The sequence below is a fragment of the Ruegeria sp. YTSC325 genome (assembly GCF_059609525.1).
Window position 1 is genome coordinate 21,957 of the sequence record NZ_JBXWLY010000016.1, and the last position, 15,252, is coordinate 37,208.

The following is a 15,252-nucleotide window of genomic DNA, read 5'->3' on the forward strand; positions in this document are numbered from 1 at the left end:
ATAGGGGAGATGGGCGGCACATCAGGGTGATTGTTTTTCCGGCAAGCAGCCGCTGGCCCGTCGAGGGGAGGAGGAACCCGTGTCAGAAAACCAGAATGCAGCCCTTTGGTTTGTGGATCGTCACCTGCGCGAAGGGCGCGGCGACAAAGTGGCCTTTCACGAGGCCGACGGACAGCAACGCACGCTGACCTATCGCGCCTTGGCCGAGGAAAGCGCGCGGTTTGCGGGCGCGCTGACGCGCCATGACGTGCGCCGCGAAGAACGTGTGGCGATGGTTGTGCTGGACCAGATCGAATTTCCGATCCTGTTCTGGGGCGCGATCAAGGCCGGAGCCATTCCGGTGCCGATCAACACATTGCTGTCCGCGCCGGTATATGCCGCGACCCTGAACGATAGCCGCGCGACGGTTCTGATCGTATCGGCCGAGATGTGGGCCACGATCGCACCTGCGATCCAAGGCAATACAAATCTGCGGCAGGTTATCGTTGTAGGCGACGCGCCCGATGGCACCACCAGCCTTGAGGCGTTCATGGATGGGGCCACGCCAGTGGAAACCGTCACCTCGGACAGTGATGAGGCCGCGTTCTGGCTCTATTCCTCGGGCTCGACGGGTCTGCCGAAAGGTGTGCGCCATGTGCAGTCCAGCCTTCGGGCCACCGCCGATACATTCGGGGCGCAGGTGCTGGGTATCCGGGAAGAAGACGTGGTGTTCTCGGTCGCCAAGCTGTTCTTTGCCTATGGGTTGGGCAACGGGCTGACCTTTCCGCTGTCGGTTGGGGCAACGACGATCCTTCTGGGTGGCCGCCCAACGCCGGATGTGGCGTTTCAGATCATCGCCGCGCACAAGCCGACGCTATTTTGCGGTGTGCCCACCTTCTTTGCCGCGATGAACGCACGGTTCGAGGCGGGCGATCTACAAAGCGAACCAAATCTGCGCCTGTGTACTTCGGCTGGCGAGGCGCTACCGCGCGAGGTGGGTGAGGCGTGGGAGAAGAATATGGGTGCGCAGATCGTGGATGGCGTGGGCTCGACCGAGATGCTGCACATTTTCCTGTCGAACCGCCCCGGTGACATAGTCTACGGAACTTCTGGCACGGCGGTGCCCGGCTATGACGTGCGTCTGGTCGACGAAGCCGATCACGAGGTTGGCGATGGCGAGGTGGGCGAGCTGCTGGTGCGGGGTCCTTCCTCTGCCGAAAGCTATTGGAACCGGCGCGAGAAATCGCGTGCGACTTTCGAGGGGCATTGGACCCGGACTGGCGACAAGTATGAGCGCACAGCCGAGGGTCGCTATATCTATTGCGGGCGTACGGATGACATGTTCAAGGTGTCCGGTATCTGGGTCAGCCCGTTCGAGATTGAACAGACGCTGATCGAACACCCCGCCATTCTGGAGGCCGCGATTGTGGCCCATGCCGACGAGCAAGGCCTGGACAAGCCTCGCGCCTTTGTCGTTCTGAAAGATGGTCAAAGCGCGGATGCGATTGGGGATCTGAAAGACTTTGTCAAAGACCGGATCGGCAAGTGGAAATATCCGCGCTGGGTCGAGGTGGTGGACGATTTGCCCAAAACCGCAACCGGCAAAATCCAACGTTTTAAACTGAGGGAAACCGCATGATCTGGCAGGATGGCGGCTCGGGCCGCATGGATGTGAACGGTAGGGAATTGGAATATGGCACCTGGGGCCCTGCGCCACAGGATGCGCCAACCATCGTATTGCTGCACGAAGGGCTGGGTTGCGTCGCGATGTGGCGGGATTTCCCTGCCGAGATTTCGGCGGCAACCGGCTTTGGTGTTCTGGCCTATTCCCGTGCTGGCTACGGCCAATCCGATCCAGCAGAGCTGCCGCGCCCGCTGGACTACATGACCGTCGAAGCGCAGCAGGTTCTGGGTCCCGTTCTGGATCAGACTGGCATTCAGCGGGCGGTTCTGCTGGGCCATTCCGACGGTGCGACGATTGCGGCGATCTATGCAGGCTCGGTCTCGGACCAGCGGGTGCGGGGGCTAATCCTGATGGCGCCGCATTTCTTTACCGAAGAGATGGGGTTGGCTTCGATTGCCGCCGCGCGGGAAGCGTTTGATACCGGCGACCTAGCAGGGCGGCTGGCGTCTTATCACCGCGACCCGGCGGCGATGTTTAATGGCTGGTGTGATGCGTGGCTGGACCCCGGTTTCCGCAACTGGAACGTGGCGGATGTCATCGACTACCTGCGCATTCCGACGCTTGCGATTCAGGGGCGTGATGATCAGTATGGCACACTGGCTCAGATTGCCGAGGTTGAAACCCGCAGCTATGCCCCAGTCGAAACAGCCATACTGGACAATTGTCGACACGCCCCTCAGTTTGATCAACCCACAGCAACCCTGACAGCAATCGCAGAGTTCACCGCCCGGCTTGAGCGGTTGGAACACGCAATGCCTGAAATGGCATGACCAGCGACTGTTGGCCTCCGCATGCTTACGTACCGGGTCAGACAGCGCGTCACCCCGAAGGTCTGTTTGACCCGCTGAAAACCGGCCTGGCGGATGTTGCGCCGTCGGATCTGGTGGGTACATCTGCCTGGACCAGCGGTTTGGCCTTTCTGAACGAAGGGTATTTTTGGGAGGCGCATGAGGTGCTCGAGGCCGTCTGGCTGGCCTGCCCGCCCAATTCGCCAGAACGTCTGATGGTGCAGGCGGTTATCCAATACGCAAACGCCTGTCTGAAAGGTCGGATGGGGCAGCCTCGCGCGATGGCGCGGCTAATGACCTTGTCCGACGATCTGGCTTGCGAGGCGGTGGACCGGGCAGGAGGGGCTGTTCTGGGTTTGAATGGTGAGATGTGCAAAATAATGCATAACAAGGTAGCAGCAGAGGGTAGAATCGGCAAAAAATGCATCTAAAAGATGCGTTATGTTGCACTCATTCCTTTACTCGATACATGCAGCGCACTATCCTGCATGTCTGAACGTAGGAGTTGCACATGACCAAGGTCATCAATTTTCAGACCCATCCATCGCAGTATCGCCATTGGCGGGTGGAATATGAAGGGCCGATTGCGAACCTGTTTATGGATGTCGACGAAGATCAAGGGCTGTTCGAGGGGTATCAACTCAAGCTGAACTCTTACGATCTGGGCGTCGATATCGAACTGGCCGATATTGTGCAACGGATGCGCTTTGAACATCCCGAAGTGAAAGTGGTCGTCATGCAATCCGGTAAGGACCGGGTGTTCTGCGCGGGTGCCAATATCCGGATGCTCGGGGGGGCGGCCCACAGCCACAAGGTGAACTTCTGCAAATTCACCAATGAGACGCGCAACACCTACGAAGCTGCCGAAAAGGACAGCGGCCAGAAATATATTGCCGCCGTCAAAGGCGCTTGCGCAGGGGGTGGCTACGAGCTAGCGCTGGCCTGCAACCACATCATGCTGACCGATGACAGCACGTCCTCGGTCGCGCTGCCCGAAGTGCCTTTGCTGGCGGTTCTACCCGGAACTGGTGGGCTGACGCGGGTGACGGATAAACGCAAGGTGCGGCGCGATCTGGCAGATGTGTTCTGCTCGACCGAAGAAGGGGTCAAAGGCAAGAGGGCGCTGGATTGGCGTCTGGTGGATGAGGTCGTGCCGAACTCCAAGTTCGACGCCACCGTGCAAGAACGTGCCCGCGAATTCGCCGCCGCGATGCCCAAGCCGGATGCCACAGGGGTTGCTTTGGGTCCGTTGGACAAGACGGTCGGCGAAGATGGATCGGTCACGTATAGCCTGATTGAAGTGGCTGTTGATCGGGATGTCCGCAAGGCGACCGTGACGATCAGCGGCCCGGATGCCGACGCTCCGCAGGACATGGCCGCGTTCACGGCGCAGGGGGATCAGGCCTATCTGTTGCGGCTGGCGCGCGAACTGGACGACGCCATCCTGCACCTGCGCCTGAATGAGATGGAGTTGGGGCTTCTGGTCTTCCGCACCCAAGGCGACCCCGAGCTGTTCCAGGCGCATGAGGCGCTGTTGCTGGTCAACCGTGACCACTGGCTGGCCAACGAGGTGCTGCAGTATTGGAAGCGCCTACTGAAACGGATCGACGTCACATCACGGTCGATGTCAGCGCTGGTCGAACATGGCTCGTGCTTTACCGGTATTCTGGCCGAAATCCTGTGGGCGGTGGATCGCACATATATGATGGAAGACGAGTTCGAAGGCGACAATCGTCCCTTGGCGACGGTCACTCTGACTGATGCGAATTTTGGACCTTTGCCCATGGGCAATGACCTGACCCGGCTTGAAACCCGGTTCTACGGCACGCCCGATGCGGCGGGCCAGATGGAAGACCATAAAAACACCGCGCTGGATGCCGAAGCTGCCGACGAGCTGGGCCTTGTGACGATGATCCTGGATGACATCGACTGGGAAGACGAGATCCGCATCTTCGAGGAAGAGCGCGCCTCATTCAGCCCCGATGCAATGACCGGGATGGAGGCGAACCTGCGTTTCGCGGGCCCCGAAACCATGGAAACCCGCATCTTTGGCCGCCTGACCGCATGGCAGAACTGGATTTTCAACCGTCCCAATGCGGTGGGTCCCGATGGCGCGTTGCAACGGTACGGCACCGGGCTACGCGGCGAATATGACATGGAACGTGTGTGACAGGTTCCGCCCGAGCTTCATCAGGAGAAAGACATGCTAGACGTCATCAACGTAAGTTACGACACTCAGATCCCCAACAATGTCGGCCTGAGTCAGGACCGCAAGGTACTGAAAGCGCTTGAGAAATGGCATCCCGGCTATATCGACTGGTGGAACAAGCTGATCCCACAGAACTTTCAGGAATCCATGGTCTATCTGCGCACTGCCGTCAGTGTTGACCCCAAAGGCTGGGCCAAGTTCGACTATGTGAAAATGCCGGAATACCGTTGGGGCGTTCTGCTGGCTCCGCAGGTCGAAGAGCGCATCATTCCAATGGGTGAGCATAAGGGTGAGAAAGCATGGCAGGAGGTGCCGGGCGAATACCGCAACATGCTCAAACGTCTGATTGTCATTCAAGGCGATACCGAGCCGGGCTCGGTCGAGCAGCAGCGGTTCTTGGGACTGACTGCGCCGTCGCTTTATGACATGCGCAACCTGTTTCAGGTCAACGTGGAAGAAGGCCGCCACCTGTGGGCGATGGTCTATCTGCTGCAGAAATACTTTGGCAAGGATGGCCGGGAAGAGGCGGATGACCTGCTGATCCGGTCCTCGGGCTCTGAAGAAGCGCCGCGGATGTTGGGCGCCTTTAACGAAGAAACGCCCGATTGGCTGTCTTTCTTCATGTTCACCTATTTCACTGACCGTGACGGCAAGATGCAGTTGGAAAGTCTTGCGCAATCTGGATTTGATCCGCTCAGCCGAACATGCCGCTTTATGCTGACCGAAGAGGCCCACCATATGTTTGTGGGCGAAACCGGTGTCAGCCGTATCGTGCAACGCACCTGCGAGGCGATGAACGAGGCCGGTTTGACCGACCCCTACGATATCGGCAAAGTGCGTGATCTGGGCGTGATCGACCTGCCGACGATCCAGAAAAAGCTGAACCTACACTATTCGCTGTCGCTGGACCTGTTCGGGCAGGAGGTCTCGACCAATGCCGCCAACGCCTTCAACGCGGGTATCAAGGGCCGGTATATGGAGAACCGTATCGACGACGACCACATGCTGCAAAGCGACACTTATGCAGTTAAATCCATTGTTGATGGGGCGATCGTGACGCAGGATGTACCTGCGCTGACCGCGATCAACATGCGGTTGCGCGACGACTATGTCCGCGATGCCTCGGGCGGTGTCGGGCGTTGGAACAAGATCATTCAGAAGGCCGGGATCGAATTCAACTTGGCCCTGCCAGACGAGGCGTTCCACCGCCAGATTGGCGTCTTTGCCGCGATCAAGGCCAATCCCGAAGGCGATATCATCTCTGAGGCGGAATGGGCCGCGAATGCCGACAAATGGCTGCCGTCCAAGGAAGATGGGGCCTATATCCAGTCGCTTATGGTGCCGTGCTATGAGCCCGGCAAATACGCAGGCTGGATCTCGGCCCCAAAGGTTGGGATCGATAACAAGCCTGGCGATTTCGAATATGTGAAACTGCACATGGCCTGATCTCGGGCCTGTTTGGCAGGGCAGTGGGGACCCCCTCTGCCGGCCGCATCTTGCCAGCCAACGCGGGAAGGAAATGGATGATGGCGGCGGAACGCTCCGCACTCAGCGCAGACAAGGCCGAGATACAGCCCAATCACTCGGTTATCCGGGGGCGTTGTCTTGGCTGTGACACCTGCACCGGCATCTGCGCAGCACTTATCGACGCCATGACCCTTCCCGCCCTTATCCAGCGACGGCATAAATCATGAACAAACCCATCAAACAGCACCTGATCGACCCGGAAATCTGTATCCGTTGTTACACCTGCGAGATGACCTGCCCCGAACAGGCCATCGAACATGACGACAACAACGTGGTTGTGAATGCGGATCTGTGCAACTTCTGCATGGATTGCATCCCGGTCTGCCCGACCGGTTCGATCGACGAATGGCGCGTCGTGACCGAGCCTTACAGCCTTGAGCAGCAATATGAGTGGGAGGAGTTGCCGGAACAAGAGGATCTGGTCTCGGATGACGCCGACACCGGGATTGAGGCGCTGGATGATGCGATGGCCGCGTTGCTGGCCGATGCCCATAAGGGTGCGGGGGGCAAATCCAAGGCCCCCGCCACGGCGTCGAAACCCACGATCAATCTGTACAACTTGGGCAAACCTGTTCAAGCCGTTGTGCAGGGCAACTACCGCCTGACCGAGGCGTCCTCGGACAGTGACGTGCGCCATATCATTCTTGATTTTCAGGGCCACCCGATGCCGGTTCTGGAAGGTCAGTCGATCGGGATCATCCCGCCCGGCACCACCGGCGAAGGGCAGCCGCACCTGCCGCGGCTTTACTCCGTGTCCAGCCCGCGCGATGGCGAACGACCCGGTTTCAACAACGTCTCACTGACCGTCAAACGCGAAGAGGGCGGCGTTTGCTCGAACTATGTCTGTGATCTGAAAAAGGGTGATGCGGTCAATGTTACCGGCCCGTTCGGGTCGACCTTTCTGCTGCCTGATGATCCCGACGCGCGCATCCTGATGATCTGCACCGGCACCGGCTCGGCCCCGATGCGCGCCTTTACCATGCGCCGTCAGCGCAAGGTGGGCACGATCCACGGTGGCATGACGATGTTCTTCGGGGCGAGAACGCCTGACAGCTTGCCCTATTTCGGGCCGTTGCAGAAAGTGCCCAAGACGCTGTTGGATCAGCATCTGGTATTCAGCCGGCAAGAGGGGCAGGACAAGGAATATGTTCAGGACAGGATGCTGGCCAAACGAGATATCGTCGCCGACTTGCTGCAAGACACCAACAGCTACGTTTATATCTGCGGCCTGCGGGATATGGAGGACGGGGTCGAGCAAGCTCTGACCGAAATCTCGGCGGGCGTTGGACAGGACTGGACCGCGCTGCGGGATCAGATGCGCGACGCGGGTCGATACCACGTGGAGACCTATTGATGTTGGTCCGGCCGGCCTCGGCCTATCGGCATGATATCCGGGTGACGTGGGGCGATTGCGACCCGGCGCGCATCGCCTATACCGGGCGCCTGCCATGGTTCGCACTGGATGCGATCAACGCCTGGTGGGAAGAGCATCTGGGTCAGGGCTGGTATCAGCTGGAACTGGACCGCAATGTCGGCACGCCCTTCGTCCGGCTTGAGATGGACTTCAAATCGCCGGTCACGCCCCGGCACACGCTGGCCTGTCACGTATGGCCCAGTCGGTTGGGCACATCCTCCATCACGTTTCGCGTCGATGGCGAACAGGATGGCCAACTGTGCTTTTCGGCCCAGACCGTCAGCGTCTTCATCGTGGCAGACGCGTTTGAAAAACGCCAACCTCCGCAGGATATCCAAGACCTGTTGGCTCCGTTTTTGTGTGACGCGGAGCAGACCGGGACATAACCGTTTTCCTTTTTGGTCCGGCGAACGTATTGTGCATTATTATACACATTCGGAATTGCGAAACATGGCGGAAATTACAACCTTCAGCGGGGTGTCGACCCAGATCGACACGGAATCCGAGATCGAACGCAGCATCTCGGCGCTGATGGTGCAGGTGGGTGAACGGGTCCGCAGCGCGCGTGAACGCAAGGGCATTTCTCGTCGGGTTCTGTCCGAAAGCTCGGGCGTGTCACAGCGCTATCTGGCGCAGCTTGAATCCGGGACGGGCAATATTTCGATCGGGTTGCTGCAACGGGTCGCGCATTCGTTGGATCACCGGATCGAGTGGTTTGTTGGCGCAGAAGATCCGTGGAATTCCACAAGCCTACGCGTGGCCGAGCTATTTTCTGCAGCCGATAGCGAAACACGTGATCAGGTGTTGCAGGCGCTCTCGCCGGGCAGCGATCAGGGTGGACGGGCACAGCGCGTCTGTCTGATTGGCTTGCGCGGTGCGGGGAAATCGACGCTTGGTAAACTTGCGGCTGAACAACTGGATGCGCCGTTTTTGGAGCTGAACAAAGAAATCGCCCTGCATGGCGGAATGCCGATTGACGAGATCCTCGCCCTTTACGGGCAGGAAGGCTATCGCAAGCTTGAGGCCGGGTCTTTGGATCGGGTCATCGAAAACTATGACCGCGTGATCCTGGCTGTGGCCGGTGGCATCGTGTCCGAGCCTGAAACTCTTAACAAGTTGCTGTCCAGTTTCCATACGATCTGGCTGAAGGCCTCGCCGCAGGAGCATATGGACCGGGTGCGCGCGCAGGGTGATGAGCGGCCCATGGCGGGCAATGCCGACGCGATGGAGCAGCTGACCTCGATCCTGGCAAGCCGAGAGGTTCTTTATGCGCGGGCGCGGTTCATGCTGGACACGTCGGGGCGGGCGCTGGACCAGTCGCTGGATGAATTGGTGACGATGATCCGGACGCAAAAGCTGTTGGAAGCGTGACCTAGGCCTATATCCGTACATAAGTGAACTATAACGCAGAAGGAGCCGATGATGGCCGTGGATGTCTGGCGTCAGGGAGCCGTCGGGTTTGTCAGGCTGAACAACCCGCCTGTGAATGACATCGGTCTCAGCATTCGGCAGGGCTTGCGGGATGCGGTGGCTTGGGTTCAGGCACAGAAAGGTCTGTCGCGGGTGGTGCTGCATGGATCACAGCGCGCATTTGCTGCGGGTGCGGATGCGCGAGAGTTTGACACGCCGCCAGTTGCGCCGCATTTGCCGGAAATTTTGAATGGGATTGAGGCCTCGGACGTGCCGTGGGTTGCGGCGATCACGGGGGGTGCGTTGGGCGGTGGGTGTGAGCTGGCGCTGGCCTGCCGCTATCGGATCGCGGCGCCGGGTGTCCGGATTGGCCTTCCCGAGGTGACGCTGGGCGTGGTGCCCGGCGCGGGCGGCACGCAACGCTTGCCCCGCCTGATCGGGATTGCGGCTGCTGTCGAGTTGATTGCAACCGGCAAGCCCGTTCCGGCTGAACAGGCCGAAGCCTTGGGGCTGGTGGACGGTATCGCAGAGGACCCGGTGGATGTTGCGCTGCATCTGGACGTAGGCACGCTGGAGCTGTCTGTGCCGCCCGGATTGCGGGACCGGCCCGCCGCAGATGATACGGCGATTGCGGCCGCGCGCGCCGATGTCTCGCAGCGGATGCCCCACCAGATCGCGCCGCCAAAGGCGATTGATCTGGTGGCCCTGTCGACCACGGCCACTTTGTCGGAAGCAATGGCCCAAGAACGCGCGACGTTTTTGGACCTGCGGCAAGGCGCACAAGCCCGCGCCCTTCGCCATATCTTCTTTACGGAACGCGCTGTGCGTGGGCAGGACGCCCCCAGCACTAGCCACATCGCAAATCGCATTCTCGCGCGGTACCACGAAGCGGCGGATACGGTGCTGATGGATGGCTCGACCCCGTGGGAGGTGGACGAGGCCATGGTCGAATTCGGCTATACCATGGGCCCTTACGAGGCGCAGGACCTGAACGGTGTGGACATCGCTCTTGCCAATCGCCGCGAAAACGCCCCGCGCGACCCGAACCGCCGAAATATTCCCATCGCGGACCGGATGCTCGAGCTGGGCAAGCTGGGCAAAAAGGTCGGAGCAGGCTGGTATCGATATCCCGGCGGGGGTGGGAAGGTTGACGACCCGATCGTGGCCGACCTGGCATTGGAGGAGGCACATTTCGCAGGGATCACCCGCTGTGACTATTCTGAGGAGGAGATCAGGGACAGGCTGCTATGTGCGATGATCAACGAAGCGGTTGGTCTGCTTGACGAAGGAATTGCCTTATCGGCTCGAAGTATTGATCTTGTTACCGTAAGAAGCTGTGGCTTCCCACGGTGGCGTGGTGGGTTGATGTTTTATGCGGATACGATCGGGGCTGAAACTATCTTGGCGCGTCTGGATACCTATGCGAACGAAGACAGTTTGGTTTGGGCACCCAGCCCTTCCCTGCGATATTGCGTGGAAAACAACGTCTGCCTGTCTGACCGGTTTCCGACCAAGTGACACTTGGAGACCCACAGTTAAACTTATCTGTTTAGAAAAGATCAGACGTTCGGGATTGTTGGAAGAAGAGTTCTCATAAACTGAGGAAGAGATGTCAAAACAGCGGCTTGAGCCCGGAATGGGCTTTCTGACTTCGCCAGTTCTGAGAGAAATAGGCCCGTCTTTGAGGTCGATCCCCAGACGCCGGAGTTCACCACTTGTGCCGATGTTCTGTGCATTCGCATAGGAACATGGTTAAACGCCCGGAAAGGTAATATGACGCGAGTGAATAGGCGTCACGGAGTTATCAACCAAACAGCGTTTTCTGGTTTGCTAAAAACTGTATGAGATAGCCATGTACTGTGCGAAAGGGATTTGATCTGCTCTGGCTGTTCATCTCCCGAACGATGGCTAAGATGGCGCCATGTCCAAGGTCAGACCGCGCATTCCACATGATTATTTTCCGCCTTTTGGTGGGTTGAAATCCTTCTACGAGGTTGCTTTGACCGGCAGCGCCGTCAAGGCAGCGGAACGCTTGCAAGTTTCGGCGTCGTCTATCAGCCACCAAGTCAAGTCGCTTGAATCCGAATCGGGGGTCCGGTTGGTCGAAAACCGCAAGGGACGTCTGTTTCTGACCGCCGATGGCGCACAGTTTTTTGATCAGATCAAAGGGCCGATGTTCGAGATACTGCGCGCGACCGAGGCCATCCGTTCGATGCCGGGACGCAAGCGGATATCTTTGACTCTGACGCCGTCTTTTGCAGCCGGCTGGCTGTTGCCGAGGCTTTCCGATCTTGAACGTAGCCACCCCGATCTTGAGGTCAATTTGGTCACCACAACACGTGTGGTTGATCTAGAACGGGAAAATGTTGATCTGGCAATCCGGCGGGGAATGGGCGAGTGGCCTCAAACGGTTGTAACTCCGCTTATGCGCGAAGTCATCGTGCCCGTGATTTCGCCTGCGTTTGCTCAGACGATTGGGGGTATGGCGCTGGCGGAAGTTTTGAAAACCCAGCGGGTTTTGGCAAATACGACCGTGGATGCAGAATGGGATCACTGGTGCCAGGCGCGGGGGTTTCAACCTCCGGCGGCCAATCAGCGGTACAGTCTTGAAACCTATGAATTGACGATTCAGGCGGCACAGGACGGTTTGGGTATTGCTTTGGGCCGCAGGCCGCTGGTGGATTCTTTGCTTTCTGCTGGCGTTCTGTGCGCGCCTTTTGATCTGCCCGACGCCGACAATATCGGCTATTATGTCGCGCGGCCCGATGGTGCCATGCGGTCCGATGTCAAGCGGTTCCATGACTGGTTGCTGACGCAAAGGAATTGAATTTTTTTCAACTCTTGCTGAGGTTTTTGCAGTACAAACCTGTTCCTTCGCAACCTAGCTTCAAACTAAGGTTTGCAGGAGTTTGGCGATGGCCCAGCACAGTGACATTCAGCGCAACGGCCCCCTGTCGGGCATCAGGGTCATTGATCTGACCGCCGTTGTGTCCGGCCCCATGAGCACGATGATCCTTGCCGATCAGGGAGCCGATGTAATCAAGATCGAACGCGCCGACGGCGACTTTACCCGTCACGTGGCGACTCGCCGAGGGGGACATTCGGCCTCTTACCTGAACAATAACCGCAACAAACGCTCGGTGTTGGCCGATCTGAAAAATCCCGATGATATCGCCATGATCAAGACGCTGGTGCAGGACGCCGACGTGTTTATCCAGAATTTCCGCCCCGGTGTCGTGGATCGTCTTGGGCTTAGCTATGAAGTGCTGAGTGTGCTCAACCCCCGGCTGGTCTATATGTCCATTTCTGGGTTCGGGTTCGACGGACCTTTGGCCAATAAGCCTGTCTATGACCCGCTGATACAGGCGTTATCGGCGCTGACCACGGTTCAGGCCGGATCGGACGAGGAGCGTCCGCGTCTGGTCCGCACGATCCTGCCCGACAAGCTGACGGCGGTACAGGCCAGTCAGGCGGTGACCGCCGCGCTGTTTGCCCGCGAACGCACAGGAAAGGGCCAGAAGGTCACGCTGTCGATGCTGGACACAGTGGCGGCTTTCCTCTGGGCCTCGGACATGAACGGCCACACCTTTGTGGGCGATGAGATGGAGGTTGAGGCCAGCCAGTCTTTCCATGATTTGATCTATGAGGTGAAAGGCGGATACCTCAGTATTTCGATCATGCAGAACAAACATTGGGAGGCTCTGGCCCATGCCACAGGTCGCCCTGATATCATCGACGACGAACGCTTTAAAACGACCGAGTTGCGCGACATCAACCGGGACGCGCGGCTGGACTTGACGCAAGAGATGGTGCGTGACCTTGACCGTGACACGTTGTTGACTGCACTGGAAGAGGCGGGTGTCCCCTGTGCCCCTGTCCTGACACGACGCGAGATGCGCCAACATCCGCAGCTCGAGGCCAATGGTATGTTCGTCGAATATGACCACCCGACTGCCGGTCGCCTGCGGCAGACCCGGCCGGCTGCGGTGTTTCATGGTACTCCGGCGACCGACTTGCGCCCCGCGCCGGAACTGGGCGAACACACTGCCGAGGTCCGCGCGAGCCTGACCCCAAACCCTCTGGCGGATGCATCATGATTGACTTCTATTACTCCCCCACACCGAACGGTTGGAAAGTCGCGATCATGCTGGCCGAAACTGGTTTGGATCATCGCACCATTCTTATGAACCTGCGCGGTGGCGACCAGTTCCAACCCGACTTTCTGGCGATCAGCCCAAACGCCAGGATGCCGGCCATTCTGGACCATGACGCAGACGGTGGCCCGCTGAGTGTTTTCGAAAGCGGCGCCATCATGTTGTACCTGGCAGATCGCAGCGGCCAATTCGGCCCCGAAACCCCACGCGAGCGGATCGCCTTTACCGAATGGCTGTTCTGGCAGGCAGCCAATCAGGGTCCGATGGGCGGTCAACTGAGCCATTTTGTGAACTATGCGCCGAAGGACCAGCCCTATTCCCACAAGCGATACAAGGGCGAGTTCGAACGATCTCTGGCGGTCCTAGAGAACCGGCTTGAGGGGCGCGAGTATATGTTCGACCGCTATACGATCGTAGATATGATGTGTTTTCCGTGGGCCTTCATCGCGAAACCTTTAGGCGTTTCATTGGATGCTTTTCCAAACGTTGCCGCCTGGCGTCAACGGATCAAGGCACGCCCTGCCGTTCGTGATGCGATCAACCTGCACAAAAACGCTCAATTCACGGGCAAAGCCACGGCGCAGCAGAACGAAACCCTGTTCAACCAATCGGCCGCCCACCTGATGCCAACAAAAGAGAAGTCCCAATAAAATCAGAACCACCAGCAAGGAGACACCAATGCCCAAGATCGAAGGAAGCTGCCTGTGCGGACAGGTCACCTATAGTTCTAGCGCCGATGAGCCTGCCATGATGGTCGTCTGCCATTGTCCGGATTGCCAGCGGCAAAGCGGCTCGGCCTATTCGACCAATGTGCTGGTGCCGACCGCGTCGATCGCATTCGAGGGTGACAGCCGCAGGACCTATGTGATGAACGGGGCATCCGGGCAGCCGGTGACCCGTAATTTCTGCGGCAATTGCGGCTCGCCCCTGTCGACCGAGATGCCGGCCTTTGGTGACCTTGCGGCGGTAAAGGCGGGGACGTTGCAGGACAGTTCATGGGTCAAGCCATCGATCCAGATCTGGTGCAATTCTGCGCAACCCTGGGGCCCGGTTTCGGATGAAATGGACAAAGCGCCGGCCAATCCGGGCTAAACGTCTGATTTGACACACTGGCCCGTGCCTGATGAGATCATGCGCGGGTCATAGTTAAAACGAGCAGGACATTGCCTTATGAAAGTTGCCGCTGTTCAGGCCGCTCCGGTCTTTCTTGATCCACAGGCCAGCACGGACAAGCTGATCGCCCTGCTGCGGGATGCGGCATCCAATGGGGCCGAATTGGTTGTCTTCCCCGAGGTGTTTTTGTCCGGCTATCCCGTATGGCTGCGCGCCCCGAGCGTGGCCCATAATGACGAGCTGCTGAAGATCGGGCATGTAGCCTATCTGAAGTCCGCGATTACGACCGACGGCCCCGAGATTGCTGCTATCTGTGCCGAGGCAACTGACCTTGGCGTTGCCGTCATGACCGGGATCGTTGAACGGGCTGGTTCGGGCGGTTCGGTTTATGCCTCGTTGGTGACAATCCTGCCCGACAAGGGTGTCGTGAATGTGCATCGCAAGCTCAAGCCGACGTTTCACGAAAGGCTGCTATGGGCCGATGGGGATGGGCATGGTCTGGCTGTTCAGGATTGGAAAGGCATCCGGGTCGGCGGTTTGAATTGCTATGAAAACTGGCAGCCTCTGGCCCGGCAAGCGCTGTACCAGCAGGGAGAACAGTTGCATATCGCAACATGGCCAGGTGATCTGGACGTAACCGACCACATCACACAATTCATCGCGATGGAGGGGCGAGTTTATGTTGTTTCGGTTTCGGGTCTGCTGCGCAGCAGTGACATTCCTGACAGCTTCCCCTTGCGAAAACACGTAACCGAGGGGCGCGATGTCATCAACGACGGCGGTAGCATGATCGCGGCACCCGGTGGCAAATTGATTGCGGGCCCAGTCACGGGCGAAGAGATCACGCTCTATGCTGAGATCGATGTGGATCAGGTTATCGCCGCACATCTGAAACTGGACCCGGCAGGGCATTACAGCCGTCGCGACATCCTTAGCCTCAACCATAGCAAACAGCGGTTGGACTAACGGCAGCG

15 protein-coding genes are annotated in these 15,252 nt (G+C 58.7%); all 15 read left to right on the top strand.

Annotation, left to right across the window (positions count from 1 at the left end; translation table 11 throughout):
- The first annotated feature begins 79 nt into the window (after positions 1–79).
- Positions 80–1,618, top strand: a complete 1,539-nt coding sequence (locus AC2FF7_RS18710; RefSeq protein WP_480868484.1) for a benzoate-CoA ligase family protein — start codon at positions 80–82, stop codon at positions 1,616–1,618.
- On the top strand, positions 1,615–2,433 hold the full coding sequence (locus AC2FF7_RS18715) for an alpha/beta fold hydrolase (protein ID WP_480868483.1): 819 nt from the start codon (positions 1,615–1,617) through the stop codon (positions 2,431–2,433). The genes AC2FF7_RS18710 and AC2FF7_RS18715 overlap by 4 nt, the downstream gene beginning before the upstream one ends.
- A complete protein-coding gene (locus AC2FF7_RS18720; RefSeq protein ID WP_496906132.1) occupies positions 2,430–2,882 on the top strand; it encodes a DUF309 domain-containing protein in 453 nt (150 codons plus the stop codon). Before AC2FF7_RS18715 ends, AC2FF7_RS18720 begins: the two co-directional genes overlap by 4 nt.
- Before the next feature lie 80 nt (positions 2,883–2,962).
- Positions 2,963–4,621, top strand: coding sequence for a 2,3-epoxybenzoyl-CoA dihydrolase (boxC, locus tag AC2FF7_RS18725; protein ID WP_480868479.1), 1,659 nt, complete (start codon positions 2,963–2,965; stop codon positions 4,619–4,621).
- 33 nt (positions 4,622–4,654) lie between these two features.
- Positions 4,655–6,106 (top strand): benzoyl-CoA 2,3-epoxidase subunit BoxB, encoded by a 1,452-nt coding sequence (gene boxB, locus AC2FF7_RS18730; RefSeq protein WP_496848030.1) that lies wholly within the window; start codon positions 4,655–4,657, stop codon positions 6,104–6,106.
- An 80-nt stretch (positions 6,107–6,186) separates the two neighbouring features.
- Entirely contained in the window at positions 6,187–6,354 is a 168-nt protein-coding gene (locus AC2FF7_RS18735; RefSeq protein ID WP_170783010.1) for a hypothetical protein, read from the top strand.
- On the top strand, positions 6,351–7,541 hold the full coding sequence (gene boxA, locus AC2FF7_RS18740; RefSeq protein WP_480868475.1) for a benzoyl-CoA 2,3-epoxidase subunit BoxA: 1,191 nt from the start codon (positions 6,351–6,353) through the stop codon (positions 7,539–7,541). Before AC2FF7_RS18735 ends, boxA begins: the two co-directional genes overlap by 4 nt.
- Positions 7,541–7,987, top strand: a complete 447-nt coding sequence (locus tag AC2FF7_RS18745; RefSeq protein WP_480868473.1) for an acyl-CoA thioesterase — start codon at positions 7,541–7,543, stop codon at positions 7,985–7,987. Before boxA ends, AC2FF7_RS18745 begins: the two co-directional genes overlap by 1 nt.
- Positions 7,988–8,051: 64 nt before the next feature.
- A complete protein-coding gene (locus AC2FF7_RS18750) occupies positions 8,052–8,972 on the top strand; it encodes a helix-turn-helix transcriptional regulator (protein WP_480868471.1) in 921 nt (306 codons plus the stop codon).
- A 48-nt stretch (positions 8,973–9,020) separates the two neighbouring features.
- Positions 9,021–10,529, top strand: coding sequence for an enoyl-CoA hydratase-related protein (locus AC2FF7_RS18755; RefSeq protein ID WP_496906133.1), 1,509 nt, complete (start codon positions 9,021–9,023; stop codon positions 10,527–10,529).
- A 403-nt stretch (positions 10,530–10,932) separates the two neighbouring features.
- Entirely contained in the window at positions 10,933–11,838 is a 906-nt protein-coding gene (locus tag AC2FF7_RS18760; RefSeq protein ID WP_496906134.1) for a LysR substrate-binding domain-containing protein, read from the top strand.
- A gap of 88 nt (positions 11,839–11,926) precedes the next feature.
- Complete coding sequence (locus AC2FF7_RS18765) at positions 11,927–13,108, top strand: CaiB/BaiF CoA transferase family protein (RefSeq protein ID WP_480868466.1); 1,182 nt, start codon at positions 11,927–11,929, stop codon at positions 13,106–13,108.
- Complete coding sequence (locus AC2FF7_RS18770) at positions 13,105–13,815, top strand: glutathione S-transferase family protein (protein ID WP_170724620.1); 711 nt, start codon at positions 13,105–13,107, stop codon at positions 13,813–13,815. The genes AC2FF7_RS18765 and AC2FF7_RS18770 overlap by 4 nt, the downstream gene beginning before the upstream one ends.
- Positions 13,816–13,843: 28 nt before the next feature.
- A complete protein-coding gene (locus AC2FF7_RS18775) occupies positions 13,844–14,257 on the top strand; it encodes a GFA family protein (RefSeq protein WP_170355221.1) in 414 nt (137 codons plus the stop codon).
- Positions 14,258–14,335: 78 nt separating this feature from the next.
- The gene (locus tag AC2FF7_RS18780) at positions 14,336–15,244 is read left to right on the top strand and encodes a carbon-nitrogen hydrolase family protein (RefSeq protein WP_480482436.1); all 909 of its coding nucleotides are present in this window, start codon (positions 14,336–14,338) and stop codon (positions 15,242–15,244) included.
- Positions 15,245–15,252 lie beyond the last annotated feature (8 nt).

Coding starts and splice junctions, on each gene's coding strand:
- AC2FF7_RS18715 (WP_480868483.1), top strand. CDS start 1,615: ATGATCTGGCAGGATGGCGGCTCGGGCCGCATGGATGTGAACGGTAGG.
- AC2FF7_RS18720 (WP_496906132.1), top strand. CDS start 2,430: ATGACCAGCGACTGTTGGCCTCCGCATGCTTACGTACCGGGTCAGACA.
- boxC (WP_480868479.1), top strand. CDS start 2,963: ATGACCAAGGTCATCAATTTTCAGACCCATCCATCGCAGTATCGCCAT.
- boxB (WP_496848030.1), top strand. CDS start 4,655: ATGCTAGACGTCATCAACGTAAGTTACGACACTCAGATCCCCAACAAT.
- AC2FF7_RS18735 (WP_170783010.1), top strand. CDS start 6,187: ATGGCGGCGGAACGCTCCGCACTCAGCGCAGACAAGGCCGAGATACAG.
- boxA (WP_480868475.1), top strand. CDS start 6,351: ATGAACAAACCCATCAAACAGCACCTGATCGACCCGGAAATCTGTATC.
- AC2FF7_RS18745 (WP_480868473.1), top strand. CDS start 7,541: ATGTTGGTCCGGCCGGCCTCGGCCTATCGGCATGATATCCGGGTGACG.
- AC2FF7_RS18750 (WP_480868471.1), top strand. CDS start 8,052: ATGGCGGAAATTACAACCTTCAGCGGGGTGTCGACCCAGATCGACACG.
- AC2FF7_RS18755 (WP_496906133.1), top strand. CDS start 9,021: ATGATGGCCGTGGATGTCTGGCGTCAGGGAGCCGTCGGGTTTGTCAGG.
- AC2FF7_RS18760 (WP_496906134.1), top strand. CDS start 10,933: ATGTCCAAGGTCAGACCGCGCATTCCACATGATTATTTTCCGCCTTTT.
- AC2FF7_RS18765 (WP_480868466.1), top strand. CDS start 11,927: ATGGCCCAGCACAGTGACATTCAGCGCAACGGCCCCCTGTCGGGCATC.
- AC2FF7_RS18770 (WP_170724620.1), top strand. CDS start 13,105: ATGATTGACTTCTATTACTCCCCCACACCGAACGGTTGGAAAGTCGCG.
- AC2FF7_RS18775 (WP_170355221.1), top strand. CDS start 13,844: ATGCCCAAGATCGAAGGAAGCTGCCTGTGCGGACAGGTCACCTATAGT.
- AC2FF7_RS18780 (WP_480482436.1), top strand. CDS start 14,336: ATGAAAGTTGCCGCTGTTCAGGCCGCTCCGGTCTTTCTTGATCCACAG.